Here is a 26,014-nt window from a genome sequence, read left to right on the forward strand (position 1 = left end):
AGGGGCCGTCGCCGCAGCAGGTCGGCGGGTTGCAGTCGGCGGCTCGCCACCACATGGTGTCGTCGACCTCCAGGCCGGCGGCTTTGAGCTTCTGCAATACGTCGATCATCAGGCCGGTGGTCCGGGTCTTGCTGTTCGGGACGTGGTGGAGGAAGTATCCGAACTGCTCGTCACACCACTGTGCGTACTCGCGGGTGTGGAGGATGAATGTGTGCCAGCCGGGGTCGACTGTCTCGGACGGTGCCATGGAGTCGCCGGATCGGGTGGTGCCCATCACCCAGCACAGGGCGATGGCCTGGTCCATGACCTTCTCCGCTGCGGTCCGGTCGAGCTTGTACTCGTCGGCGCAGAACGCCGAGAGCCGGTCGAACAGGTCTGGGGACACAAGGTCCCGGCCGCGGGCGACTTCTGTTGCGACACCGGTCATGCGATGCTCCTTGGGTGTGTGCTCGGCGCGCGGCCTGCCCGTGCGCCGTCGTGCACCGACGTGGGCCCGAGGGCCCTGCCCCGCTCCGGCCGCGGTCCTGCCAGGGAAACGGCGGGAGCGGGGAGACCCGCGCGCTGCCTGTCGGCCGGCAGCGGGCGGGAGCTTTCAGCGACGCTGGCGCGGGTAGCACCTCAGGTCGCCGGGCCGGTGCTTGTAGTCGTCCGGCCGGGCACCGGACATGGAAAAGGTCTGCGGCACCTTCACGGCCTCGCCCTGAATCGGCCGGTCGCACAGGATGCAGATGCGGGCGCCGCTCATCGCCGTCACGGCCGGCCCCTTGATGCGTCCTGTCGGCAGGCTCGCGGGTACCAGTGCGTCGTCCTGTCCAGCGGCTGCGGCCCGAGGTCGACCACCGTGGCCGGCGTCAGCACCACCCCACAGAACACGCAATCTGCGCCGCGCTGCTGGCGCGGAGACAGGGCCCCGATGTCGGGCAACTCGACAGCCGTACTCGTCATCCGAACGCCTCCACAGGGAGTCGGCCGCCCGGCCCCAGCGCGGCGCCGAGCAGCAGAGGGTCAGTCAGCAGCCCGGCTCTCGTGGGCTTCTCCAGCCAGCCGCGGCCGTCGGTGTACCGGTCCGCCGGCGGGCAGAGCAGCGCCCACCCGGCCGGATGCACGGTCACGAGCGGGACGTCCGTCAGGAGCTCGGCGGCATCGGGCGACACGAGCCACCACGCGAGGTCCGCCTCGGGGTGGACGAGGACCGGGCCGAGCCGGGTGGGGCCGATCCGCTGCATCGCGTCCAGCGTTCGGCGGAGGTCCAGCTCGGCGACGAGCCACCCCCGGCCGCTGGGGACGAGGGCGAGCTCGTCACGGTCCCATGCCTTGCAGATGCTGCCGGCGTGCCCCGCCGCCGCGAGCCAGCGGTTGTCCGCGCGGGATGTCCATGTGGCCATGACCAGCACGGTACGGACGACTGTTTCTCAGAACCGGCGGTGTTTCTCGGAGTTTCGCACCTCGTTGTCAGCGTTTCCCGATGTTGCTCAGGAACCCACCGAGACCCGGGCGCGGGCGATTATCTGATGTGCCGTGCGGCCAGTCACTGCCGCGTCGGCGAGGGCGTCCCACACCTTTCGGTACAGCGCGACGTCCTCGGGCGAGTCGAGCCACATCTCGGCGTGCCACGATTCGGCGATCACCAACCGATCGTCGTGGATCCAGAAGTCGTCACCTGCGGCGATCCTGACCTCGGCGGCCAGCGGAATGATGCCGAGCCGCACGGTGGACAGCCCGTTCACGGACATCAGCCGGTCCAACTGGTCGGCCAGGACCATCGGCGGGCAGATGCGAACATGCAGCGCCGACTCCCACACCAGCACGTGGTACAGCTTCTGCGGGTCGTACAACCCCTCCTGACGCCGCATGCGGGAGATCACGCCGGCTTCGATGTCCCGTATCACGCCATGCAGCTCGGCGTACCGGGACAGCACAGAGCGGGCGTAGTCCGGGGTCTGGAACACGCCTGGGATGACCGAGCCGGCGAAGCCGTGGAGCACCTTGGTGCGGGCATGCTGCGCGCCAATGGCGTCCTGCACGGCACGGTGGCCACCGGCAAGCTGTCGGCGCCAGGACCGGTAGGTCGACTCCAGCCCGGCAAGGCGGCCTTTCAGCTCCGCAGCGGCCTCGGGCCGGCCCACGCCCGCCGCCCACGCGTCGAGGTCTGCGGGCGCCGCGGTCTGCTTCCCGTTCTCCAGCTTGGACACCTTCGACGGCGCCCAACCGCATGAGGCGGCCAGGGCTCGCACGGTGAGCCCGGCCTCGGTGCGCAGCTCGCGTAGCCGCGCACCGAGAACTATCCGGGCCTGCTGGTAGTCGGTGCTCACATGGCCGACGGTACCTGCGCCATGAACTCCGCGTACGGGACTGCGTAGTGCCATGCGACATCGCGGGCCTGGCAAGCCCGCAGGACTTCAGCGGGGTCGGTCGTCAGCTCCATCCGCCGGCTGGCGTCCTCCCAGTTGAAGCGGGCGAGGATGCGGGAGTCGAGCAGCCAGAAGTCGTAGTCCGGCAGCCCGTGCCTCACGGCGTCCGAGCGCAGCATGTACCGGATGTCCTCGCCTGCGGCAAGATTGTCCGGAGTCGTGGCCAGCAAGTACCTCTGGTTGTCGGTGTGCGGCTCGTCGAGCAGCCGAACCCGCTCGATGCGCTTGCCCTTCGCTGTCTGCGCCCGGGCGTTGACGAACCACGGGCCGTCCACGTCCCGGGGCGGAGTCCGGCCCTCCAGGAACTGGCGGTACTCCTCGGTGCCTTGGTCGGCCGCGTAGCCGCGGCGCGTCTCCAGCCGCCAGGCGGTGTGCTCGAAGCCGTCCCGGAAGAAATCCAGGATGCCGGGAGCAGGGACGACCTCCACGTCACTCCTTGGGTGCGAAGTTGATGAGCAGGGCACGGTCTACGACCACCAGGGACTCGCCGGGCAGGACGTTCTTCATCTGCGCCAGGATCTCGGGGTCGGTCACGGTGTAGCCCTGTACGAGGATTTCGCCGGTGTCGACGTCCTCGTAGAGCGTGGGGCATTCGCCGGTCTTGGAGTTGGTGCCGAGCACCCGTAGCTTGCGCGACATGGGTGTCCCTTCTCGTGGTCCGGAAACGGCCGGAGTGGCACCGTAGTCCGGTGATCTAGAAACACGAAAGAGGCGCCCTCCCGCGCGCGAGGTGCGAGAGGGGTGCAAGGTGGTGGCGGTCAGCCCGGGATGTGGATCAGGTACCGGACAGCGGACGACACCCACGCCGCGTCGAACACGACCCGCCGGATGGCGTACCGACCCGGAACCACGAGCGCGTCCGCTCCGACAGCGTGTCGCCCCGGCGGCCGTTCCACAGCACGCACACCTCGAACGCCACGCCCGCCGAGGGGACACCGGACGTCGCAACGGCGGCGAGCACGGCGAGGACTGCAGCAAAGCCGGCGGCGCTGAGCGCAGCCGGCCAGTCGGCTGCGAGCAGACCGGTGACGTCGACGCCGAGGACGGCGGCGAGGGTCTGCGCGAAGGCACGGTCGGCATCCAGGTCGGCCGAGCAGAGCGCACACCGCGTAGTGGTTCGTGTTCAGCGTGGCGTTGCCGTTCGCGCCGGTCCGTTCGGGCACCGCGGCCCTCGAAGACGTAGCCGTGCTCGCAGGGGAGCATGGCCAGTACGTCGCCCGCGGCGCCGCCGACACGGAGGCCGCATAAAGGAGGCACACGCTCAGCATCTCTGGGCATGACGAAGGGCTGACCTGTCTCCACAGGTCAGCCCTCGTCGTACAGGGTGAGTGACGGGACTCGAACCCGCGGCATCCTGGACCACAACCAGGTGCTCTACCAGCTGAGCTACACCCACCATGACCGGTCGTTTTTCCGACCGGCCGAGAAAAAGTGTACAGGGTCCGAGAGGGTGCTCGCTCCCGCCTTTCACGGCGGGGCGGCGAGCGGGGCGACGGGCCGGTTATTCGGCGGTCAGGACGTGGCGTGCCGCGATGGTGCGGGCGGTGTCGGTGTCGGGGCCGGGCTGGGGGACGAAGATCGCCTCGCGGTAGTAGCGCAGCTCGGCGATGGACTCGCGGATGTCGGCGAGGGCCCGGTGGTTGCCGGACTTCTCCGGGCTGTTGAAGTAGGCCCGCGGGTACCAGCGGCGGGCCAGTTCCTTCACGGAGGAGACGTCGACGATGCGGTAGTGGAGGTAGTCCTCCAGCGTCGGCATGTCGCGGGACAGGAACCCGCGGTCGGTGCCGACGGAGTTTCCGCACAGCGGGGCCTTGCCGGGCTCCTTCACGTGCTCGCGGACGTAGGCGAGGACCCTCTCCTCGGCCTCGGCGAGGGTGGTGCCGCCGGCCAGCTCGTCGAGCAGGCCGGAGGCGGTGTGCATCCGGCGCACCACGTCCGGCATGTTCTCCAGCGCCGCGGACGGCGGGCGGATCACGATGTCGACCCCTTCGCCGAGCACGTTCAGCTCCGAGTCGGTGACCAGTGCCGCCACCTCGATGAGTGCGTCGTCTCGAAGCGAGAGCCCGGTCATCTCGCAGTCGATCCACACCATGCGATCGTTCATGCGTCTTACCTTAAGGGGGGTGCCCGCCGGACCGGGCCGGACTTGTGTTCGGCCAGGTGGGCGGGCACCCCCTCGGGTGGAGCTCCTACGGTGCGATGCGCTGCCCGGGGAGCGCCGGGCGCCCCGGTGCGTACGCATCGGAGGCGGGCTTGCCGTGCTCCCGCTCCAGCGCAGCCGTCGCGGCGCCGGACATCGGCCCGGAACCGGCGGCGGCCGCCCGGCGGACCAGGGGCGTGCCCTGGGCCGGCACCGCGTCGATCACCCCGGCGGCCTCGGGCTGAGGCCTACGCGCCCGGTACGCCGCCCGGTAGGCGGCGGGCGACGACCCCAGCTGCCGGCGGAAGTGCCCGCGCAGGGCCACCGGCGAGCGGAAGCCGCAGCGCCCCGCGACCTCGTCCACCGAGTAGTCCGACGTCTCCAGGAGCCGCTGCGCCTGAAGCACCCGCTGGGTGATCAGCCACTGCAGAGGAGCGCTTCCGGTGAGCGACCGGAACCGGCGGTCGAAGGTACGGCGGCTCATGTACGCACGGGCGGCCAGGGTCTCCACGTCGAACTGCTCGTGGAGGTGCTCCAGTGCCCAGGCCACGACCTCGGCGAGCGGGTCGGAGCCGATCTCCTCCGGTAAAGACCTGTCGAGATAGCGCTCCTGGCCGCCGCTGCGGCGCGGCGGGACCACCAGCCTGCGGGCCAGTGCCCCGGCGGCCTCGGGTCCGTGGTCGGTCCGCACGATGTGCAGGCAGAGGTCGATGCCCGCCGCGGTGCCGGCCGACGTGAGCACGTCGCCGTCGTCGACGAAGAGCTCGCGTGGGTCGACGTGCACGGACGGGTACCGCTTCGCCAGCGTCGGTGCGTACATCCAATGGGTGGTGGCGGGCCGGCCGTCCAGCAGTCCCGCCGCTGCGAGCACGAACGCGCCGGTGCACAGGCCGACGATGCGTGCTCCTTCCTCATGGGCGCGCCGCAGCGCTTCGAGAGCCTCCGCGGGCGGCGGCGAGGTGATCGACCGCCACGCGGGCACCACGACGGTGCCTGCCCGGCTGATCGCCTCCAGCCCGTAGGGGGCGGTCAGTTCGAGACCGCCGGTGGTCCGCAGCGGTCCTTCCTCACCGGCGCACACCAGCAGCCGGTATCGAGGCACTCCCGCGTCCTGCCGGTCAATGCCGAACACGGAGAGTGGGATGGAACTCTCGAAGATGGGGCCGCCACTGAACAACAGTACGGCGACGACTTCCCGGCGGCGGCGCCCGGAGAGCTTGCGCGCGGTGTCCGTCGCGACAGCGGAGTCCTGGCTCATGTCACTAAGCCCCCCTCGGTGTGCGCGACGCTCCGTTCGTGTCGGGCCATTCGCTCCTGCACGTTTCCCCTCGGTCCAGCACGAGTCCCCCGGCCTTCGATACTCATGATCGAATCTACTGCGTTCCATGGCGCCGGCGTGACAAGTTCGGTATCCACCGGTATGTCGACATGGCAACTTGGCGCGAAGCATTCGATCACGAAGCGTTCCACTCGCGCGCGCCCCAGGGAAGTGCGCCTCGTGTTCATGGCCCGTACCTGTAGGGTGCGGCGGCGCCTCGCGCTCCTTTCTTCCCTGGTGGCAAGGGGGTTGTCAGGCCATTTCAGCAAGGGAGGGGCCGTCTTGTGAAGTTGGCTGAAAACATATGGGTGCGGACGCACGAACCGGTCAGTCATCCCCACCTGTTCGCCCACGCCCCTCGCCTCCGGGTGCCGTCGGCCGGTCCGGGCCGAGCGCCGGGCAGGTGTCCCGAGGGCTTGTGCGGGGGTGTGCACGGGACGGTGAAGTGCCGGAAGGGGTCGCGAACGGGCGGTCACGTTGTGTAGCCTTGGGGGCACTCCCGGTGCCCCACCCCGTGCTCCGGTGGTCAAGTGATGAACCAGTCTCTTCGGGGGTCACGGCCCCACAAGGCTGTATGGGACAGGCGCCATTGCCATACAGGTCGGCCTCATGCATGCTCCGGGGAACCCCCGAAGCCGTCGGCGGGCCTGTCCATGAGAGGAGTGTCGCCGTACCCTTGGGGGTATGGGGTTGGGAAGATGTTTCCCGGACACAGCTCCGCCGATCACTGTCGACCCTCCCATAGAGGATTTCCTTCGCCGAGACACCGATGGCCGGTCACGAATTCCCCGAACCCGCCGACCGCAAGCGGCTCGCCGACCCCGCGTCGGAGCCCCTGGCGGCGGAAGAGTCACGCCCTTCCTGCGATCCCGCGTTCCGGCACGGCGTCGTCGTCGGCTTCGACGGCTCCACCTCCAGTGAGCGGGCCCTCGCCTACGCCATCGGCATGGCACGCCGCTCCGGTTCCGGCCTGATCATCGTCCACGTCGCCAACCGGCTGCCCACCACGGTGTGGGCCGGCTGTGAGCCCCCGGTCTTCGTCGACGTGCCCGACCACCGCACCGAGGTGCTCGGCCTCGAGCTCGCCTGCGCCGACCATCTCGCCGAAGTGCCCTGGATCCTCGTCGAGCGCGGCGGTGACATCTGTCACGAACTCGAAGAGGTCGGCAAGGAGTACGCCGCCGACGCGATCGTCGTCGGCTCCACGCACGGCATCGTCGGACGGATCTTCGGCTCGGTCGCCGGCCGTCTCGCGAAGCGCGCACAGCGCCCCGTCGTCGTGATTCCCTGAACCTCCCAGGCCGGCGCCGCCGTTCAGGCCGTCGCGGTATCCGAGGTCGCGTCACATCACTTGGCACTCAGGCAAGTCGAAGCCCGGCAGAGGTGGATTGTGCCCTTGTGAAGGGTACATAGAAGTGGCTGGGAAGCAGCACAACAGAACATGCATGAAGGGAGCCCGCCGTGGACAGTGACGTCTCTGCGGGAAGCAGCACCTCCACCTTCGGCCACCTCGCACTCGGACTCACCCTCCTCGCGTTCGGCATCGGCACGGCCGATGTGATCGACGGAGTGTCCGCTTCCGACGCCGTGTCCCTCGCGACCTTCGTCGGCGGAATCGCCCTGTTCCTGGCGGGAATGCTCGCCTTCCGGGGCAACGACTCGTTCAACGGCACGGCGTTCGCCGGGCTCGGCGCCTTCTGGTTCACCTGGGCCAACGCCGCCGACGTCAAGACCGCAGCCAACGCCGCCGGCCTCTTCCTGCTGCTCTGGGCGCTCCTGGCGCTCAGCCTGGCCGCCGGTGCGGGAAGCGGCGGACTGTTCGGCGACAGGGCCGTCTACGGGCTGCTGTGCCTTTCGCTGCTGGTCTCCGGCATCGGGACCCTCGCGGACAACGGCACCCTCGGGCGGATCGGCGGCTGGGCGGCCGTCCTGGCGGGAGCCCTGACCTGGTACGGAGCGACCGCGGCACTCGCCAAGTGGCCGACCGCACTGCCCCGGCGCGCTGCCGGCCGAGGTGTGACGGCCACCGGCTGAGGCAGCGGAGGCCGGCGTCCCGGGCAGCGCGCCGGCCGACGGAAGAGGGCGCCCCGCATGAGCGGGACGCCCTTTCTCGTGTGACGGGACTGCTCGGCCGTCGTGTGACGGGACTGCTCGGCCGTCGTGCGACGACTACTCGACCGTCACGGACTTCGCGAGGTTCCGCGGCTTGTCGATGTCGCGGCCCAGCGTCAGCGCCGTGTGGTACGCCAGCAGCTGCAGCGGGATGCCCATCAGGATCGGGTCGAGCTCGTCCTCGTTCTTCGGGACGACGATCGTGTGGTCGGCCTTCTCCTGCTCCTGGTGCGCGACGGCGAGGATCCGGCCGCTGCGGGCCTTGATCTCCTCCAGCGCGGCGCGGTTCTTCTCCAGCAGCGAGTCGCTCGGCACGATCGCGACGGTCGGCATCGCGGGCTCGATCAGGGCCAGCGGGCCGTGCTTGAGCTCGGAGGCCGGGTACGCCTCGGCGTGGATGTAGGAGATCTCCTTGAGCTTCAGGGAGGCCTCCAGGGCGACCGGGTAGCCGCGCACCCGGCCGATGAACATCATCGACTTGGCGTCCGCGTACTCGGCCGCCAGCTTCTTGATGTCCTCCTCCTGGGCGAGGATCTCCTGGATCTGCGCGGGCAGCTTGCGCAGGCCCTCGATGATCCGCTTGCCGTCCGCCACCGACAGGTCGCGTATGCGGCCCAGGTGCAGGGCGAGCAGCGCGAAGGCGACGACGGTGTTGGTGAAGCACTTGGTGGAGACGACGCAGACCTCCGGGCCCGCGTGCACGTACACGCCGCCGTCGGCCTCGCGGGCGATCGCGGAACCGACCACGTTGACCACGCCGAGGACGCGGGCGCCCTTGCGCTTGAGCTCCTGGACCGCCGCCAGCACGTCGTACGTCTCACCGGACTGCGAGACGGCGATGTAGAGGGTGTCGGGGTCCACGACCGGGTTGCGGTAGCGGAACTCGGAGGCGGGCTCCGAGTCGGCCGGGATGCGGGCGAGGCCCTCGATCAGCGAGGCACCGATCATGCCGGCGTGGTACGAGGTGCCGCAGCCGAGGATCTTCACACGGCGGATGCCGCGGGCCTCACGGGCGTCGAGGTTCAGGCCGCCCAGGTGCACGGTGGAGAACTTCTCGTCGATCCGGCCGCGCAGCACGCGGTCGACCGCGTCGGGCTGCTCGCAGATCTCCTTGTGCATGTACGTGTCGTGGCCGCCCATGTCGTAGGAGGCGGCCTCCCACTCCACGGTCTCGGGGGTGGCGGTGGTGCGGGTGCCCGAGGTCGTGTACGTGCGGAAGTCGTCGGCCTTCAGGGTGGCCATCTCACCGTCGTCGAGGGTGACGACCTGGCGGGTGTGGGAGATCAGCGCGGCGACGTCGGAGGCGACGAACATCTCCTTCTCGCCGATGCCGAGGACCACCGGCGAGCCGTTGCGGGCCGCGACGATGCGGTCGGGGAAGTCGGAGTGCATGACGGCGATGCCGTACGTGCCCTCGATGACCTTGAGCGCCTCGCGGACCTTCTCCTCCAGGGACTCGGCCTGGGAGCGGGCCACGAGGTGGGTGATGACCTCGGTGTCGGTCTCGGAGGCGAACACCACGCCGTCGGCCTCCAGCTTCGCGCGGAGCTCGGCGGCGTTGTCGACGATGCCGTTGTGGACGACGGCGACCTTGTTCTCGGGGTCGAGGTGCGGGTGCGAGTTGACGTCGCTCGGGGCGCCGTGGGTGGCCCAGCGGGTGTGCGCGATGCCGGTGGTGCCCGCGAAGCGCTTGGGGACGCGGGCCTCCAGGTCACGGACGCGGCCCTTGGCCTTGACGACCTTCAGGGCCGGCGTCTTGGGGCTGTTGACGACGATGCCCGCAGAGTCGTAGCCGCGGTACTCCAGCCGCTGCAGGCCTTCCAGCAGCAGCGGGGCGACGTCACGCTTCCCGATGTATCCGACGATTCCGCACATGAAGTGTTGCCCCTCCAGGGTTCTCGGTGGTGTGCCCGCGAAACGATTCAGCCGTAGACCATCCGGCGCAGCTGCCGCAGGGACAGCTCGGGCGGTGCGACCGCCCGGTGCGGCAGCTCGGCCGCGATGCGCGCGAAGATCTCCGGGTTCGTGTGACCGCCGGCCTGCAGTTCGCGGTGTCGGCGGCGGACGAATTCCTCGGTCGTCTCGTCGAAGTACGCCAGCACGTCGAGCACCACCCGGGCCGCCTCACCGCGCTGGAGCGCGGTGCTGCGCACCAGGTGGTCGAGCAGGTCCTCGTGGGACGACGGGCGGCGTTCGAGCACCCGTAGATATTGAGGTGCACCGGGCGGTGAACGCAAGAATCCTGCCCGCTTTCGGGCAGAAGTCACAAGATCACAGGCGCTTGAGTACCGCTTGCTTGGCGAGGCTGAACTCCTCGTCGGTCAGTATCCCCGATCGGTGCAGCTCGCCCAGCTCCCGCAGCCTGCGCAGCAGGGCGTCGTGGTCCTCGGCGGCGGGGGCGGCCGCGAGCGCCACGGGCTCCGGCTCCGGCGAGGCAGCGTGCGGGTGCGGCATCCGGGCCGTGACGGCGGCGGCGACCAGCGCCATCAGCGGGTCCTTGCGGAAGCCCCACAGCTCCACCGCGTGCGGATCGTACTTCGGCGGGGTGCCGGCCGGGCCCGGAGGGACGACGAACCGCAGAAAGCCGTTCTCCAGGCCGGTCGACGGCACCCATGCCACGGATTCCAGATCCGCCATCGGGATCGTCCGGCTGCCCCCGGACGCCTTGGACTCCTCGGTCTTCCAGTTCCACTCCAGCAGGATCCGGGTGCCGTCGAAGGACGCCGTGCCGTCGCCGGCGCTCGCGGTCACGGGCACCGGGGGGCCGGGCATCAGATAGCGGTCCACCGGACCGGAGGGCACCTGTTCCAGCAGCAGGGCGGTGCGCACCTCGTCGACCAGGTACTCGGCCACCCCGGCCCTGGCCGGCTCCACCGCGAGCCGGTACGGGTCCGAGGAGTCGTCCAGCCGGCCGCCGGTCGTCTGGACCAGCGGATCGGCGCCGTCGCGGAGCCTCAGCCGCAGCCGGCCCGCCTTGCGGCCCGGTTCGAAGGCGATGCCCGCGACCGCCTCCAGCGGCACCGTGATCTCGCCGAGCGTCCTGCGCAGCAGCGAGACGCCCTTGTCCGCCCCCGGGACGATCCGCACCGTGTCACCGTCGAACGACCAGGTCCCGTCCTTCTGGATGATCTCCGCCATGCCCGCGATTGTTCCACCGGCAGGCGCGCCGAGTGGCCCGTACCCCTGGACCAGGGGCGGGCGGGCCCGTGGTTGTGGAAGGAAGGGCGATGGGGAGGGGCGACGGGTGGGAGAGAAGACGACGGGCGCTGGTGAGGGACCGTAGTCACCAGCGCCCGCCCGTCCGCTACGACCGCGCGTACCGCGCGATCGGGTTCTTCAGCGTGCCGACGAGCTGGAGGGCTGCCGACGGGTCCGCCAGGTCGACCATCTGCTTGTTGTTGCGCAGCTGGAGACGGTTCAGGCAGGACAGCGCGAACTCCTCCTCGAACATGTCGTACTGCCGGAACCTCTCCGCGAGCTGCGGCATCGACTCCTGGTACGCAGTGACGCACTCGGCGACCGTCCGCCAGAAGGTGTCCTCGTCGAGGACTCCCTCGGTGGCCAGGGCCGAGGCCAGGAACCGGAAGAAGCAGTCGAAGACGTCCGTGAAGACGGACAGCAGTTTCATGTCCTCGGGGACGTCCGCGCGGATCCGCTCGACGGCCGGCGGAAGCACCGCCGCCGGGTCCATGACCACGATCTCCTCGGCGATGTCCTTGAAGATCGCCCGCTGGACCACACCGTCCTCGACGACCAGGATGACGTTCTCGCCGTGCGGCATGAACACCAGGTCGTACTGGTAGAAGGTGTGCAGCACCGGTGTCAGGTACGCGTCCAGGTAGCGGCGCAGCCACTCCGCCGGGGCGAGGCCCGACTCGGCGATCAGCGCGCCCGCGAAGGACGTCCCCTCGCCGTCGGTGTGCAGCAGCGACGCCATGGTGGCCAGGCGCTGGCCCGGGGCGAGCGTCGGGACCGGGCTCTCCCGCCACAGCGCGGCGAGCATCTTGCGGTACGGGGAGTACCGGTCGGTCGCGGCTTCGTATTCCAGGTGGCGGTAGCCGACGGCCGCCCGCTCCCGGATGATCGAGAACCGTGCCGCCTTCAGCACGTCGTCGTTGTCGATCAGGTTCGCCAGCCAGTCGTTGATGGCCGGCGTCGCCTCCATGTAGGCGGCGGAGAGGCCGCGCATGAAGCCCATGTTGATGACCGACAGGGCCGTTTTGACGTAGTGCTTGGCCGGGTCGCTGGTGTTGAAGAACGTCCGGATCGACTGCTGGGCGAGGTACTCGTCCTCGCCCTCGCCGAGGAACACCAGGCGCTGCTGGGCGATCTCGGCGGCGAAGGTGACGGACAGTTTGTTCCACCACTGCCAGGGGTGGACGGGCATCAGGAGGTAGTCGGCGGTGTCAAGGCCGAGACCGGCCAGCACGTCGGCGAACCGGGTGACGGTCGCCTCGCCCAGCTCGGCGCGCACGAAGGAGTCGTAGTCCAGTCCGGCGCCGGCGGTGAAGGCGGAGCGGTCGCGGCGGGCGGCCAGCCAGAGCATCCGTACGGGGTGCGCGGTCTCCGGGGCGTACTGGTGGTACTCGTGCACACCGAAGCCGAGCCGACCGTTGTTGGCGACGAAGCAGGGGTGGCCCTCGGTCATCCCCGTCTCGATCTCCTGGAAGCCGGACTTGGCGAGGACGGCGGCGGAGACCGGCTCCTTGGCCAGTTTGTAGGCCGTGCCGGAGAGCGTGGAGGAGATCTCCTCCAGGTAGACGGGGAGGATCTCGTCGCTCAGGCCGAGGGAGGTGCGCAGCTCGACGAAGAAGTCGAGTGCGGACAGCGGGAGTTCCTCGTCGCCACGGTGGCGGGTGATCGACTCGGCGGCGATCTGCCAGTGGTCGAGGGACTGCATCCGGGCCGTGAAGCGGTACGTGACCGTGCCGTCGTCGCTGTGGACGGCGTAGCGGTCGTCCCCGGCCGGCTCGGGGGTCAGCAGCCGCTCGTGGGAGAACTCGGAGAGGGCCTTCCGCAGGAGCTGCCGGGTGGCCCGCGCCCACAGCCCGGGCGTCAGATGGGCGACGGCGTCGTTCGGGTTCACGGCGTCGTTCGGGTTCATATCGACGCTCCCTGCGACGCCTGGCTGCGGGTGAACTGCTCGCGGGTGCAGAAGCTGAGCAGGGCGTCCTTCTCGGGCTTGCTGATCTCGCGGGCGGGGACGAATCCGACGGCCTCGTTCAGGGCGTGAACGGCCTTGTTGCCGAGGTCGGGCTCGACGACGACGCGCCGGGTGGCCGGGTCGTCGAACAGCATCGCCATCACCGTGGTGATCACGGCCCGGGTGAAGCCGTGCAGCGGCTGCTCGGTCGGTGCGACGAGGAAGTGCATGCCGACGTCGCCGGGCTCGGCGTCGTACAGGCCGACGAGCTCCCGCTTGGAGGGGTCGTAGCGCTCCATGAGGAAGGCCGGGCGGCCCTCGTGCAGTCCGATGAAGGCGTCGTGGTGCTCGGCGGCGGTGATCGCCATGTACTCGCGCTCGACGTCCTGCAGTTCCGCGTCCTGCATCAGCCAGAACGCGGCCTTGGGGTGGGTGACCCAGCGGTGCAGCAGCTCGGCGTCGGCGAACGGATCCAGGGGGCGGACGGCGAACTCGCCCAGGACCTGGTCCGTCCGGGAGAAGAGGGTGGCGGTCATGCGAGGGTGCCTTCCGGGGCGGAGAACTCCTGGAACGCGATGGTCTTCTCGACCGTGTAGTACTCGCGGCCCAACATCTCGCTGATGATGTACGCGTTGCGGTAGGGGCCCATGCCCAGGTCCGGCGAGGTGACACTGTGCGCGTGGACGCCGGCGTTCTGGAGGAAGACGCCGCGGCCCGTGACGTCGATGCTGTAGTTCCGGGCCACGTCGAAGCGGCCCTGGCCGTCCCAGCGGATGCGGTCGCGGACCGGCTCCAGGAACTCGGGGGTGACGTACTTGTAGCCGGTGGCGAGGACCAGCCCGTGGGTGGTCAGCGAGAAGTCCCGCTCCTGCTCCTCCTGGCGCAGCCCCAGCGTGTAGGTGCCGGTGGCGGGGTCGTGGGAGGCCGCGTGCAGCGCGGTGTTGGTCAGCAGGAGGGTGGGGACCGGGCCCTTGAGGTGCTTCTGGTAGAGCAGGTCGAAGATCTCGTTGATCAGTTCCCCGTCGATGCCCTTGAAGAGGCCCTTCTGCGCGGTCTCCAGGCGGTAGCGGGTGGCCTCCGGCAGCGCGTGGAAGTAGTCCACGTACTCCGGCGAGGTCATCTCCAGCGTGAGCTTGGTGTACTCCAGCGGGAAGAAGCGCGGCGAGCGGGTGATCCAGTTCAGCCGGTAGCCGTGGACGTCGATCTCCGACAGCAGGTCGTAGTAGATCTCCGCGGCGCTCTGGCCGCTGCCGACCAGGGTGATGGACTCCTTCTTCACCAGCTCGTCGCGGTGCTGCATGTACGTCGAGTTGTGGATGAAGTCCCCGCCCAGGCCGCGGACCTGCTCCGGCACGTACGGCGGGGTGCCGGTGCCGAGGACGAGCCGGCGGGCCCGGTGGGTCTCGTCCTGGGTGCGGATCGTGTAGAGCCCGTCCGCCTCGTCGTACTCCACCGACTGCACGGTCTGGTTGAAGCGGACGTTGGAGAGCTTCCCGGCGGCCCACTGGCAGTAGTCGTTGTACTCGGTCCGCAGCGGATAGAAGTTCTCGCGGATGTAGAACGAGTACAGCCGGCCGGACTCCTTCAGGTAGTTCAGGAAGGAGTACGGGGAGGTCGGGTCGGCCATCGTGACCAGGTCCGACATGAACGGGGTCTGGAGGTGGGCGCCGTCCAGGAACATGCCGGAGTGCCACTCGAAGTGCGGCTTGGACTCGAGGAAGACCCCGTCGAGCTCGGCGATGGGCTCTGTCAGGCAGGCGAGGCCGAGGTTGAAGGGGCCGAGCCCGATGGCGACGAAGTCACGGGGCTCACGAGGCGTGGACAAGATTGTCTCCCAGGTACTGCTCGGCATGGCCGGCGATCAGGTCGAGTACGGCCGCGATGTCCTGCGCCGTGGTCTCGGGGTTGAGCAGGGTGAACTTGAGGTACTGGCGGCCGTCGACCCTGGTGCCGGCGACCACGGCCTCGCCCGACGCGAAGAGCGCCTTGCGGGCGTAGAGGTTGGCCCGGTCGATGTCGGCGGGCGAGGTGACGGTCCGCGGGATGTATCGGAAGACCAGGGTCGACAGCCGGGGCTCGACGACCACGTCGTAGCGCGGGTCGGCGGCGAGCAGCTGCCAGCCGGCGGCCGCGAGGTCGCACACCTCGTCGAAGAGCCCGCCGATGCCGTCGGCGCCCATGGTCCGAAGGGTCATCCACAGTTTCAGCGCGTCGAAACGGCGCGTGGTCTGCAGGGACTTGTCGACCTGGTTGGGGATCCTCTCCTCGGCCATGCGGCGCGGGTTGAGGTAGTCGGCGTGGTAGGTGGCGTGGCGCAGCGTGGCCCGGTCGCGGACCAGGACGGCCGACGAGCTCACCGGCTGGAAGAAGGACTTGTGGTAGTCGACGGTCACCGAGTCGGCGCGCTCGATGCCGTCCAGCAGGTGCCGGCGGGTCGGGGAGACCAGCAGCCCGCAGCCGTAGGCGGCGTCGACGTGCATCCAGGCGCCGTACTGCTCGCAGAGCGCGGCGATCTCGGGGAGCGGGTCGATGGAGCCGAAGTCGGTGGTGCCGGCGGTGGCGACGACGGCCATGGGCACCAGGCCCTCGCGCTTGCAGCGTTCGAGCTCGTGGGCGAGGGCGACGGTCTGCATGCGCTTGTCGTGGTCGCAGGGGATCGCGACGACCGCGTCGTAGCCGAGGCCCAGGAGATGCGCCGATTTCTGGACGCTGAAGTGGCTGCACTGGGAGGCGAAGACGCGCAGTTTCGGCAGGTCGTCGGTTTTGGCCTCCTCGCGGGCGAGCAGCAGGGCCTGGAAGTTGGACTGGGTGCCGCCGCTGGTGAACACGCCGTCGGCGGCGGGGCCGAGGCCGATCCGGGACGCGGTCCAGTCGATGAGCCGGCGCTCGATCAGGGTGCCGCCCGCACTCTGGTCCCAGGTGTCCAGCGAGGAGTTGACCGCGGAGAGGACGGCCTCTCCGAGCACCGCCGGAATGACCACGGGGCAGTTGAGGTGCCCGAGGTAGCGGGGGTGGTGGAAGTAGACGGCGTCGCGGAGGTAGAGGTCCTCCAGCTCGTCGAGGACCGCGGTGGTGTCACCGAGCGGGGCGTCCAGGTCCACGGCCGCGATGGACGGGGCGAGGTCCTCCGCGGTGACGCCGGTGAACGGCCTTGAGGTCGAGGCGAGTTTGGCCGCGACCCGCTCTACTCCTTCGGTCACGGAGCGCCGGTAGCGCTCCGCGGTCGTGTCATTGAGCAGGTGCGAACGCATGTCCGTGTCCTCCCTGGGACAGCAAAGTGGGGGTGCGTGGAACTTAGGTTAGCCTAACCTAAATTCCATCGCACCCCCACGGGCACCACGGACGATGTGATCTACGTTGCTTCCGCGCGCATCTGATCCTCCGTCACACCGCGGCGCCAGTAACCGATGAACGTCACACGACCCTTGTCCATGCCGCGTTCGCCGACCAGATGGCGGCGCAGCGCCTTGACCGTGCCGGACTCGCCGGCGATCCAGGCGTAGGGCGCGGAGCCCGGCAGCACGGTCTCGCGCACCGAGTCCACCATCGAGGGCGCGCCCTCCTCGCGGACCAGCCAGGTGATCGTGACATCGGCCTTGCTCTCCGGGGCCAGCCGGTCCGCGCTGTGCGGCACTTCCAGCCAGGCCCTGGCCTCGATGCCCGCGGGCAGCGACTCCAGGATCGCGGAGGCGGCCGGCAGGGCCGTCTCGTCGGCGAACACCAGGACCGCGTCGGTGCCCTCCGGCCGGCGGAACCTGACGCCGGCGTTGTCCGCGACCGTCGGCCCCATCACCACGACCTTGTCCCCGGGCGCGGCCGAGGCCGCCCAGCGGCAGGCCGGACCGGGGTCGCCGTCCAGGTCGTGCAGCACGAAGTCGACGTCCACCTCGTCGGTGCCGTCCGCGGCCCGGCGCTGCTCGCGGACCGTGTACGAACGGCACACGGCCCGCACGTCCTCGGGCAGCGCCCGGTACTCGGCGAACCAGTCCTTCCCGGTCGGGACGACCGGCTCGGGCTGGCCGGGGTGCGGCAGGAACAGCGACAGGCTCTGGTCGCAGCCGCCGGAGACGAAGTGGCGCAGGGCCTCCCCGCCGAAGGTGATCCTCGCCAGGGAAGCACCGAGCCGCCGTGCCCGCACGACGTGGAGGTCGAAGAAATCGAAAGGTGCGGTCACGGCGGCATCGGTCATCGTCAGGAGACCTTCTTGGCGCTCTTGATGGCCTTCGCCAGGTCCTCCAGGATCGGGGCGCACTTGGCGTACGAGTAGATCGGCTCGGTGACGCGCGGGGTGATCTGGCCGGCCTTGACGGCGGGCAGGGCGGCCCAGGTCGGCTTCGACTTCAGGGCGTCCGGCTGCAGGGTGCCGGTGCGGTTGTCGAGCAGGATCACGTCGGCCTTGTACTTGCCCGCGTTCTCCCAGCTGAGGCTCTCGAAGAAGCCGCCCGCGTCGAGCTTCTCGGGGATGACGAACTGGACGCCCAGCTCCTCGAAGTACTTCAGGTCGGCGGAGGTCTTCGGGGTGGAGACGTAGAAGAGGTCGGGGGAGCCGGAGCCCACCAGGACCTTGATGCCGGGGTTGGACTTGGCGGCGGCACGCAGTTCGCCGGCGGCCTTCTCGAAGCGGGCCTTGGCCTCGGTGGCGGTCTTGGCGTTAAGGTCCGCGCCCAGGGACTTGGCGAGCTCGGCCATGCGCTCCAGCGGCTTGGTCATCGAGACGGTTCCACCGGTGGCGATGGCCACGGGCGGGGCACCGACCTTGAGGACCTTGTCCTGGGACTCCGCGGGCACGTACCAGAGGGTGCCGTCCCAGGTGTGGGTGATGAGGACCTCGGGCGCCAGGGCGGCGTACTTCTCGACGTTGAACTCGCCGTAGACGTTGCCGAGGATCTCGACCTTGCTGACGTCCAGGTCGCCGGCCTGTACGTCCGGCTTTCCGTCGGTGCCCTTGGTCGGGCCGAAGACGCCCTTGACGGCGATGCCGTAGTCGTGGAGCGCGGCGGCGGCGCCGGTGAACGCGACGATGTTCTTCGGGGTGGCCTTGGCGTCGGCGGTCTTGCCCAGGTCGTCCTTGAAGGACCAGGGGCCGGACTTCACCGGCTTGCCCTCGGCCGCTCCGCTCTTTTTCGCGTCGCTGTCACCGCAGGCTGCGAGCAGGGCGCCGAGACCGACGGCGCCACCCGCGGCGAGGATGCCGCGACGGGAGTAGTGAGAGGCTCTGGCGTTGGGCATGACGAAGTCCGCTTTCTCGGGTGCCGGGTTCGGCCACTGTCCATTTCGGAAGGTAGGTTAGCCTAACCTCAGGAGATGTGACAGTGGCCGGTCCCGGAAAGCGGCCGTGCGTCAGCCCGTCAGGCCCAACTCCCTCGCGATGAGCATGCGCTGGACCTCGCTGGTGCCCTCGCCGATCTCCAGGATCTTGGAGTCGCGCCACATGCGGGCCACCGGGTACTCGTTCATGAAGCCGTAGCCCCCGTGGATCTGGGTGGCGTCCCGGGCGTTGTCCACCGCGACCGTGGAGGTGTACAGCTTCGCCAGCGCGGCCTCCTTCTTGAACGGCTCGCCGAGCACCAGCCGGGACGCGGCGTCCCGCCAGGCGATACGGGACATATGGGCACGCATCTCCATGTCCGCCAGCTTGAACTGGATGGCCTGGTTGTCGCCGATCGGCCGGCCGAACGCCTTGCGGGTCTTCGCGTACGCCACCGACTCGTCCACGCAGCCCTGCGCCAGGCCCGTGGCGAGCGCCGCGATCGCGATCCGGCCCTCGTCGAGGATGCGCAGGAACTGGGCGTACCCGCGGCCCTCCTCGCCCAGCAGGTTCGAGACCGGTACCCGCACGTCCGAGAGCGACAGCTCACGGGTGTCCGAGGCGTTCCAGCCGACCTTGGAGTACGGCGCGGCGACCGTGAAGCCGGGGGTGCCGGACGGCACGATGATCGAGGAGATCAGGGGCTTGCCCTCGGGGGTGCGGCCGGTGACCGCGGTGACGGTGACCAGACCCGTGATGTCCGTACCGGAGTTGGTGATGAAGCACTTCGAGCCGTTGATCACCCACTCGTCGCCGTCCCGCACGGCGGTCGTCTTCGTGCCGCCCGCGTCCGAGCCGGCCTCCGGCTCGGTCAGGCCGAACGCGCCCAGCATCTCGCCGGAGCACAGCCGGGGCAGCCACTCGCGCTTCTGCTCCTCGGTGCCGAACCGGTAGACCGGCATGGCGCCCAGCGAGACACCCGCCTCCAGGGTGATCGCCACCGAGGAGTCCACCCGGGCGAGTTCCTCGAGGGCGATGCCCAGGGCGAGGTAGTCGCCGCCCATGCCGCCGTACTCCTCGGGGAAGGGCAGGCCGAACAGGCCCATCTGCCCCATCTCGCGGACGATTTCATAGGGGAACTCGTGGCGCTCGTAGAAGTCGCCGATCTTCGGCGCGACGACGTCGTGCGCGAACTCCTCGACGGTGCGGCGCAGTTCCTCGTGCTCGGGGGAGAGCCGGTGGTCGAGAGACATGGTTCAGGACTCCTTGTGGGAGAGGGCGCGGACGGTACGGGAGGGGCTGGGACGCCCCAGCTGTTCGGCCATCCACACGCTTGTGGCGGTGAGCCGGCCGAGGTCGACCCCGGTCTCGATGCCGAGGCCGTGGAGCATCCACACGAGGTCCTCGGTGGCGAGGTTCCCGGTGGCGCTCTTCGCGTACGGGCAGCCGCCGAGACCGCCCGCCGACGCGTCCACGGTGGTCACACCGTGCTGGAGGGCGGCGAGGGTGTTGGCGAGGGCCTGGCCGTAGGTGTCGTGGAAGTGCACGGCGAGCCGTGACACGGGGACCCCGGCCTCGCCCAGCGCCGTGAGGAGCGAAGCCACATGGCCCGGGGTGGCGACACCGATGGTGTCGCCGAGGCTCAGCTCGTCGCAGCCCATGTCGGCGAGCCGCTTGGTGACCTCGACGACCCGGGCGACCGGGACCGGGCCCTCCCAGGGGTCGCCGAAGCACATGGACAGATAGCCGCGCACCGACACCCCGTGCTCTATGGCCCGGGTGACGACCGGCTGGAACATGGCGAGCGCCTCGTCCACCGTGCGGTTGAGATTGGCCTTGGCGAAGGACTCGGTGGCACTGGCGAACACGGCGATCTCGCGGACGCCGAGCGCCAGGGCGCGATCGAGGCCGCGCTCGTTCGGCACCAGGACGGGCAGCCGGACGCCGGTGTCCTGCACCAGCGGGAACAGCTGCTCGGCGTCGGCCAGCTGGGGCACCCACTTGGGGTGGACGAGGCTGGTCGCCTCGACGGTGCCGAGGCCCGCCGCGGCGAGCCGGCGGATGAACTCCGCCTTGACCTCGGTCGGTACGACCGCCTTCTCGTTCTGCAGGCCGTCGCGGGCACCGACCTCGTGGATCCGCACCCGGGCCGGAAGTCCCGCGGCGGGTACCGCCATGGGCAGTCCCTCGGTCATCCCTCGTCCTCCTCGTGCGGTGCGACCACGGCGAGCACCTGGTCCATGGCGACGGTCGCGCCGGGCTTCACGTCGAGCTCGGTGACGATGCCGGCGTGCGGCGCGGAGATGACGTGCTCCATCTTCATCGCCTCCACCACAAGCAGGCTCTGGCCGGCGGCGACCTCGTCGCCGACGGCCACCTTCACGACGGTGACCGTGCCCGGCATGGGCGCGGCGAGCGTGTCGGCCCCGCCGTGCCGGCCGGCGCCGGACAGCGACGCCTCGACCGGGTCGTGGTCGGTGACGTGCCAGGCGTCCCCGTCCCGGCCGAGCCAGGTGCCCTCCGGGGAACGGGCGTGGGTGAAGGTGTGGGTGACCCCGTCCGCCTCCATGGTGAGGGTGGCCGCGTCGAGCGCGACGAGCCGGGCGCGGACCGCCGTACCGGCTTCGCCGGACAGGAGCAGTTCCGTGTCCGGGGCGGTGCCGCGCATCCGGACCGGGACCGGGTCGTTGCCCGGGACACGGACGTGGTGGCTCGTCCAGGCCGGGGTCCCGCCGAGGCGCCAGCCGGTCGGTACGGAGAAGGGGTCCACCCAGCCGGACCGCTCGCGCGGGGTGAGGCCGGCCTGCCGGAGCAGCGCCGCGGCCGCGAGGACCGTGTCCGGGACGTCCCGCTCCACCAGTCCCTCGGCCTCCCGCTCGACCAGGCCGGTGTCCAGGTCGCCGGCCACCACCGCGGGGTGCGCCAGCAGACGGCGCAGGAAGCCCGCGTTGGTCTGGACGCCCAGGGTGACCGTTTCTGCGAGGGCCGCCCGCAGTCTGCGCAGGGCGGTCGCACGGTCCGGGCCGTGCACGACGACCTTCGACAGCATCGGGTCGTACAGGCTGCCGACCTCCGTGCCCTCGCTGAGGCCCGAGTCGGTCCGCACGCCGTCGCCGTGCGGCTCGTGCAGCGCCAGGACCGTGCCGCCCGACGGCAGGAAGCCCCGGGAGGGGTCCTCCGCGCAGATCCGGGCCTCGACGGCGTGTCCCGTCAGGGTGATCCCGTCCTGGCCGAAGGGGAGCGCCTCGCCGGCGGCGACCCGCAGCTGCCACTCCACCAGATCCAGACCCGTGATCATCTCGGTGACCGGGTGCTCGACCTGGAGACGGGTGTTCATCTCCATGAAGTAGTAGGAGGAAGGATCCCCGCCCGGGACGATGAACTCGACCGTGCCCGCGCCCTGGTAGGCACAGGCGCGCGCGGCCTGCACGGCCGCCTCGCCCATCGCCGCACGGGTGGCCTCGTCCAGCAGGACGGACGGCGCCTCCTCGATGATCTTCTGGTGGCGGCGCTGGAGGGAGCACTCGCGCTCGCCGAGGTGGACGACGTTCCCGTGTCCGTCCGCGAGCACCTGGATCTCGATGTGGCGCGGCCGGTCGATCCACCGCTCCACCAGCAGGGTGTCGTCGCCGAAGGAGGCGCGGGCCTCCCGGCGGGCCGCGGCGATCTCGTCGTCGAGCCGGGCCTCGTCCCGCACCAGCCGCATGCCCTTGCCGCCACCGCCGGCGGAGGGCTTCAGCAGCACCGGCATGCCGATCCCGCGGGCGGCGGCGGCCAGCTCGGCGTCGGACAGACCGCTGCCGGAGGAACCCGGCACCACGGGGACGCCGGCCGCCTTCACGGTCTCCTTCGCCCGGATCTTGTCGCCCATCAGCGCGATGGCGTCCGCGGACGGGCCGATGAAGACCAGCCCGGCCTCCGCGCAGGCCTTCGCGAACTCCGCGTTCTCCGCGAGGAAGCCGTAGCCGGGGTGGACCGCCTGGGCGCCGCTGCGCCGGGCCGCGTCCAGCAGCCGCTCGACGGACAGATAGCTCTGCGCGGCGGGCGCCGGACCGATCCGGACGGCCGTGTCGGCCTCCCGGACGTGCAGGGCGTCGGCGTCGGCGTCGCTGAAGACGGCGACCGAACGGACTCCGAGGGCGCGCAGCGTACGGATGACGCGGACCGCGATCTCGCCGCGGTTGGCGACCAGGACGGTGTCGAACATCGAGCTCTTCAAGGTCACAGTCACAGTCCTCACATCCGGAAGACGCCGAAGCCGGGCTGGGTCCGGTCCTTCTGGGCCAGCGGGGCGTTCGCACAGGCGGTCAGGGCCAGACCCAGCACCTGCCGGGTCTCCAGCGGGTCGATCACGCCGTCGTCCCAGAGCCGGGCGGTCGCGTAGTAGGCGTTGCCCTGCTGCTCGTACTGGGCGCGGATCGGGGCGCGGAAGGCCTCCTCGTCCTCGGCCGGCCAGGTCTCGCCGCGCGCCTCCATCTGGTCGCGCTTGACGGTCGCCAGCACCGAGGCGGCCTGCTCGCCGCCCATCACCGAGATCTTGGCGTTGGGCCACATCCACAGGAATCGGGGGCTGTACGCCCGGCCGCACATCGAGTAGTTGCCCGCGCCGTACGAGCCGCCGATCACCACCGTCAGCTTCGGCACGCGGGTGCACGCCACCGCCGTCACCATCTTGGCGCCGTGCTTGGCGATGCCGCCCGCCTCGTAGTCGCGGCCCACCATGAATCCGGAGATGTTCTGCAGGAACAGCAGCGGGATGCCCCGCTGGTCGCACAGCTCGATGAAGTGGGCGCCCTTCTGGGCGGATTCGGAGAACAGGATGCCGTTGTTGGCGACGATGCCCACCGGGTGGCCGTGGATCCGGGCGAAGCCGGTGACCAGGGTCGTGCCGAACTCCGACTTGAACTCGGCGAACCGCGAGCCGTCGACGATGCGGGCGATCACCTCGCGCACGTCGTAGGGCGTGCGGGAGTCCACCGGCACCGCGCCGTACAGCCCGTACGGGTCGGTCTTGGGCTCCTCGACCGGTTCCACGGACCAGGGCAGCGGTCCGCGTTCCGGGAGGGTCGACACGATGTTCCGCACGATGCGCAGCGCGTGTGCGTCGTCCTCCGCGAGGTGGTCGGTGACACCGGACACCCGCGAGTGGACCTCGCCGCCGCCCAGCTCCTCGGCCGTCACCACTTCGCCGGTCGCGGCCTTCACCAGCGGAGGGCCGCCCAGGAAGATCGTGCCCTGGTTGCGGACGATCACGGCCTCGTCGCTCATCGCCGGGACGTACGCGCCGCCCGCCGTGCACGAGCCGAGGACCGCGGCGATCTGCGGGATGCCCGCGCCGGACATCCGCGCCTGGTTGTAGAAGATCCGCCCGAAGTGCTCGCGGTCGGGGAAGACCTCGTCCTGCATCGGCAGGAAGGCGCCGCCGGAGTCCACCAGGTAGACGCAGGGCAGCCGGTTCTCCAGGGCCACCTCCTGCGCGCGGAGGTGCTTCTTCACGGTCATCGGGTAGTAGGTGCCGCCCTTGACGGTGGCGTCGTTGGCGACGACGACCACCTCGCGGCCCCCGACCCGGCCGATACCGGCGATCACACCGGCGGCCGGGGCCTGCCCGCCGTACATCCCCTCGGCCGCGAGCGGGGCCAGCTCCAGGAACGGGGACCCCGGGTCCAGGAGCGTGTCGACCCGGTCGCGCGGCAGCAGCTTGCCGCGCGCGACGTGCTTCTCGCGGGCCCGTTCGCCACCGCCCAGACGGGCCGCGTCGAGACGGGAGCGGAGTTCTTCGGCGAGCTCCTGGTGTGCCGCCTCGTTGGTCCGCCATGCCTCGGACGCGGGATCCGCCGTCGTCCCCAGCACGGGTGCCTGCTGCATCGTGTCGAGCCCCCTGTTCAGAGCATCGCGCTTGTTAATGAGCGTTAACGTGTCTCAGGTTAACGACCGCTAACCGTGCTGTCTAGAATTGGCTGCCATGAGCACCAGAACCGACGCTCCGACCCGCCGCGAGCAGATCCTCAAAGAGGCCGCCCGCCTCTTCGCCGAGCGCGGCTTCCACGGTGTCGGCGTGGACGAGATAGGAGCGGCGGTCGGCATCAGCGGCCCCGGCCTCTACCGGCACTTCCCCGGCAAGGACGCGATGCTCGCCGAGCTGCTGGTGGGCATCAGCGACCGGCTGCTCGCCGGCGGCAGGCGCCGCACCGCCGAGGCGGGCGGGCAGGGGGACCCCCGGGCGGTGCTCTCCTCCCTGATCGACGGCCACATCGACTTCGCCCTCGACGACCGGCCGCTGATCACCCTCCACGACCGGGAACTGGACCGGTTGCGGGACAGCGACCGCAAACTCGTCCGGCAGCTCCAGCGCCAGTACGTGGAACTGTGGGTGGACACCGTCCGCGCGCTCCACCCCGACGTGCCGGAGTCCCAGGCGCGGGCCGCCGTGCACGCCGTGTTCGGCCTGCTCAACTCCACCCCGCACCTCGGCTCCTACGGCAGCGGCCTGCCCGGCCGGGCCGCCACCGAGGAGCTGCTCCGCCGTCTGGCCCACGGCGCGTTCGCCGCCCTCGGCGACGGCGAAGCGGTCCCCCGGGCCGAGGACTGAGCCACGGGCCGCGCGCTCCGGCAGCCGCGCGACACGTCCACAGGGGGAAACGGTACGACCCCGAGGGGTGACGGACGGCACAATGGGCACCATGCCGATACCCAGCCGCGCCCAGCTCGTCGACCATCTCGTCCGCACCCGCATCGCCGGAGACGTCGCCACACCCCGCGACAACAACCTCTCCCACTACCGTCGGCTCGCCAACGGCGACCGCCACTACTGGCTGGGGCTGGAGCTCGGCGACCGCTGGACCGACGAGCAGGATGTGCTGGCCGTCATGGCGGAGCGCTGCGGCGTCAACGACGACCCCGGGCACCGGCACGGCCAGGACACCATCGACCCGGAGCTCACGGTGGACGCCCTCGACCGGATGGCGGCCCGGCTGAGGAAGGCCGCCGCGGGCAAGGAGCGCGTGCTGTTCGCCACCGGGCACCCGGGCGGCCTGCTCGATGTGCACCGGCAGACCGCCGAGGCGCTGCGCGCCGCCGGCTGCGAGATCGTCCGCATCCCGTCCGGGCTGACGGCCGACGAGGGCATGGTCTTCCAGTTCGCCGACGTGGCGGTGCTCGAGCGCGGCGCGACCCTCTGGCACACCCACTCGCCCGCGCCGATGGCCGCCATCCTCGACGGCCTGGAGCGGGAGGGCCACCCCCAGCCCGGTCTCGTCGTGGCCGACCACGGCTGGGCGGGCTGCGCCGGCCAGCGCGGCCTGGACGCGGTGGGCTACGCCGACTGCAACGACCCGGCCCTCTTCATCGGCGAGGCCGAGGGCACCATCCAGGTGACGGTGCCGCTCGACGACCATGTCGTGGACCCGCGGTACTACGACCCGATGACGGCCTATCTGCTGGACGCGGCGGGACTGCTGGGGTAGCGCGGGGGCGGGGCGAGCCGGCGGCCCGTACGGGGCTGACTGCCCGTAGCGTCTGACGGCCTCAGGCAGGCTGACGAGCCGGTCGGCCTGACGCGCCGAACCGTCCGACTGCCGCACCGTCCGAAGGACGGTGCGGCGGTGCGACGGGCCGGACGGCCCACCGGTAGGGGCCGACG

The 26,014-nt window shown here is 70.4% G+C and carries 26 protein-coding genes and 1 tRNA gene; 4 read left to right on the forward strand and 23 right to left on the reverse strand.

Annotated elements, in window-relative coordinates; translation table 11 throughout:
- From ACZ4Z5_RS22370 to ACZ4Z5_RS22415, 10 genes are all read right to left on the reverse strand, one after another.
- A partial coding sequence (locus ACZ4Z5_RS22370; protein ID WP_468265405.1) for a glycine-rich domain-containing protein occupies window positions 1–427 on the reverse strand: 427 nt, incomplete at its 3' end.
- 165 nt (window positions 428–592) lie between these two features.
- A complete protein-coding gene (locus ACZ4Z5_RS22375) occupies window positions 593–754 on the reverse strand; it encodes a hypothetical protein (RefSeq protein WP_468265407.1) in 162 nt (53 codons plus the stop codon).
- A 187-nt stretch (window positions 755–941) separates the two neighbouring features.
- Window positions 942–1,385, reverse strand: a complete 444-nt coding sequence (locus ACZ4Z5_RS22380; protein WP_468265409.1) for a hypothetical protein — start codon at window positions 1,383–1,385, stop codon at window positions 942–944.
- 87 nt (window positions 1,386–1,472) lie between these two features.
- Complete coding sequence (locus tag ACZ4Z5_RS22385) at window positions 1,473–2,312, reverse strand: helix-turn-helix domain-containing protein (protein WP_468265411.1); 840 nt, start codon at window positions 2,310–2,312, stop codon at window positions 1,473–1,475.
- A complete protein-coding gene (locus tag ACZ4Z5_RS22390; RefSeq protein ID WP_468265413.1) occupies window positions 2,309–2,839 on the reverse strand; it encodes a DUF6879 family protein in 531 nt (176 codons plus the stop codon). The genes ACZ4Z5_RS22385 and ACZ4Z5_RS22390 overlap by 4 nt, the downstream gene beginning before the upstream one ends.
- A 1-nt stretch (window position 2,840) precedes the next feature.
- Window positions 2,841–3,050 carry a hypothetical protein gene (locus tag ACZ4Z5_RS22395; RefSeq protein ID WP_468265415.1) on the reverse strand — a complete coding sequence of 70 codons (210 nt, stop codon included), beginning with the start codon at window positions 3,048–3,050 and terminating at the stop codon, window positions 2,841–2,843.
- A gap of 136 nt (window positions 3,051–3,186) precedes the next feature.
- Window positions 3,187–3,495, reverse strand: coding sequence for a holin (locus ACZ4Z5_RS22400; protein WP_468265658.1), 309 nt, complete (start codon window positions 3,493–3,495; stop codon window positions 3,187–3,189).
- 239 nt (window positions 3,496–3,734) lie between these two features.
- Window positions 3,735–3,807, reverse strand: a tRNA-His gene (locus ACZ4Z5_RS22405).
- Window positions 3,808–3,912: 105 nt separating this feature from the next.
- Window positions 3,913–4,515, reverse strand: a complete 603-nt coding sequence (gene orn / locus ACZ4Z5_RS22410) for an oligoribonuclease (RefSeq protein WP_468265417.1) — start codon at window positions 4,513–4,515, stop codon at window positions 3,913–3,915.
- A gap of 85 nt (window positions 4,516–4,600) precedes the next feature.
- A complete protein-coding gene (locus tag ACZ4Z5_RS22415) occupies window positions 4,601–5,809 on the reverse strand; it encodes a helix-turn-helix domain-containing protein (RefSeq protein ID WP_468265419.1) in 1,209 nt (402 codons plus the stop codon).
- Between the two features lie 829 nt (window positions 5,810–6,638).
- Between ACZ4Z5_RS22415 and ACZ4Z5_RS22420 the strand changes: the two genes are divergently transcribed.
- Together ACZ4Z5_RS22420 and ACZ4Z5_RS22425 are read left to right on the forward strand one after the other, a co-directional pair.
- Window positions 6,639–7,160 carry a universal stress protein gene (locus ACZ4Z5_RS22420; RefSeq protein WP_468265421.1) on the forward strand — a complete coding sequence of 174 codons (522 nt, stop codon included), beginning with the start codon at window positions 6,639–6,641 and terminating at the stop codon, window positions 7,158–7,160.
- Between the two features lie 170 nt (window positions 7,161–7,330).
- Window positions 7,331–7,903 (forward strand): GPR1/FUN34/YaaH family transporter, encoded by a 573-nt coding sequence (locus ACZ4Z5_RS22425; RefSeq protein ID WP_468265423.1) that lies wholly within the window; start codon window positions 7,331–7,333, stop codon window positions 7,901–7,903.
- A gap of 135 nt (window positions 7,904–8,038) precedes the next feature.
- On the opposite strand, the gene glmS is transcribed toward ACZ4Z5_RS22425, so the two are convergent.
- From glmS to ACZ4Z5_RS22490, 13 genes are all read right to left on the reverse strand, one after another.
- The gene (glmS, locus tag ACZ4Z5_RS22430; RefSeq protein ID WP_468265425.1) at window positions 8,039–9,856 is read right to left on the reverse strand and encodes a glutamine--fructose-6-phosphate transaminase (isomerizing); all 1,818 of its coding nucleotides are present in this window, start codon (window positions 9,854–9,856) and stop codon (window positions 8,039–8,041) included.
- 47 nt (window positions 9,857–9,903) lie between these two features.
- On the reverse strand, window positions 9,904–10,182 hold the full coding sequence (locus ACZ4Z5_RS22435; RefSeq protein WP_468265427.1) for a hypothetical protein: 279 nt from the start codon (window positions 10,180–10,182) through the stop codon (window positions 9,904–9,906).
- Window positions 10,183–10,252: 70 nt separating this feature from the next.
- Window positions 10,253–11,119 (reverse strand): DUF4429 domain-containing protein, encoded by an 867-nt coding sequence (locus ACZ4Z5_RS22440; RefSeq protein WP_468265429.1) that lies wholly within the window; start codon window positions 11,117–11,119, stop codon window positions 10,253–10,255.
- A gap of 166 nt (window positions 11,120–11,285) precedes the next feature.
- Complete coding sequence (locus ACZ4Z5_RS22445; protein WP_468265431.1) at window positions 11,286–13,085, reverse strand: IucA/IucC family protein; 1,800 nt, start codon at window positions 13,083–13,085, stop codon at window positions 11,286–11,288.
- Window positions 13,082–13,660: a GNAT family N-acetyltransferase gene (locus tag ACZ4Z5_RS22450; RefSeq protein ID WP_468265433.1), complete on the reverse strand. Its 579-nt coding sequence runs from the start codon at window positions 13,658–13,660 to the stop codon at window positions 13,082–13,084. Before ACZ4Z5_RS22450 ends, ACZ4Z5_RS22445 begins: the two co-directional genes overlap by 4 nt.
- Window positions 13,657–14,976, reverse strand: coding sequence for a lysine N(6)-hydroxylase/L-ornithine N(5)-oxygenase family protein (locus ACZ4Z5_RS22455; protein WP_468265435.1), 1,320 nt, complete (start codon window positions 14,974–14,976; stop codon window positions 13,657–13,659). The genes ACZ4Z5_RS22450 and ACZ4Z5_RS22455 overlap by 4 nt, the downstream gene beginning before the upstream one ends.
- The gene (locus ACZ4Z5_RS22460) at window positions 14,933–16,375 is read right to left on the reverse strand and encodes a pyridoxal phosphate-dependent decarboxylase family protein (protein ID WP_468265437.1); all 1,443 of its coding nucleotides are present in this window, start codon (window positions 16,373–16,375) and stop codon (window positions 14,933–14,935) included. Before ACZ4Z5_RS22460 ends, ACZ4Z5_RS22455 begins: the two co-directional genes overlap by 44 nt.
- 101 nt (window positions 16,376–16,476) lie before the next feature.
- On the reverse strand, window positions 16,477–17,313 hold the full coding sequence (locus ACZ4Z5_RS22465; RefSeq protein WP_468265439.1) for a siderophore-interacting protein: 837 nt from the start codon (window positions 17,311–17,313) through the stop codon (window positions 16,477–16,479).
- Between the two features lie 2 nt (window positions 17,314–17,315).
- Window positions 17,316–18,353 (reverse strand): ABC transporter substrate-binding protein, encoded by a 1,038-nt coding sequence (locus ACZ4Z5_RS22470; RefSeq protein WP_468265441.1) that lies wholly within the window; start codon window positions 18,351–18,353, stop codon window positions 17,316–17,318.
- Window positions 18,354–18,464: 111 nt separating this feature from the next.
- Entirely contained in the window at window positions 18,465–19,625 is a 1,161-nt protein-coding gene (locus ACZ4Z5_RS22475; RefSeq protein ID WP_468265443.1) for an acyl-CoA dehydrogenase family protein, read from the reverse strand.
- Window positions 19,626–19,628: 3 nt separating this feature from the next.
- Window positions 19,629–20,567 (reverse strand): hydroxymethylglutaryl-CoA lyase, encoded by a 939-nt coding sequence (locus ACZ4Z5_RS22480; protein WP_468265445.1) that lies wholly within the window; start codon window positions 20,565–20,567, stop codon window positions 19,629–19,631.
- Window positions 20,564–22,579 carry an acetyl/propionyl/methylcrotonyl-CoA carboxylase subunit alpha gene (locus ACZ4Z5_RS22485; RefSeq protein ID WP_468265660.1) on the reverse strand — a complete coding sequence of 672 codons (2,016 nt, stop codon included), beginning with the start codon at window positions 22,577–22,579 and terminating at the stop codon, window positions 20,564–20,566. The genes ACZ4Z5_RS22480 and ACZ4Z5_RS22485 overlap by 4 nt, the downstream gene beginning before the upstream one ends.
- A gap of 29 nt (window positions 22,580–22,608) precedes the next feature.
- Window positions 22,609–24,240, reverse strand: coding sequence for a carboxyl transferase domain-containing protein (locus ACZ4Z5_RS22490; protein WP_468265447.1), 1,632 nt, complete (start codon window positions 24,238–24,240; stop codon window positions 22,609–22,611).
- A 97-nt stretch (window positions 24,241–24,337) separates the two neighbouring features.
- Between ACZ4Z5_RS22490 and ACZ4Z5_RS22495 the strand changes: the two genes are divergently transcribed.
- Complete coding sequence (locus tag ACZ4Z5_RS22495; protein ID WP_468265449.1) at window positions 24,338–24,964, forward strand: SACE_7040 family transcriptional regulator; 627 nt, start codon at window positions 24,338–24,340, stop codon at window positions 24,962–24,964.
- Between the two features lie 91 nt (window positions 24,965–25,055).
- A complete protein-coding gene (locus ACZ4Z5_RS22500) occupies window positions 25,056–25,838 on the forward strand; it encodes a phosphatase (RefSeq protein WP_468265451.1) in 783 nt (260 codons plus the stop codon).
- The last annotated feature ends 176 nt before the right edge of the window (window positions 25,839–26,014 follow it).

Source organism: Streptomyces sp. NPDC030222 (assembly GCF_055573115.1).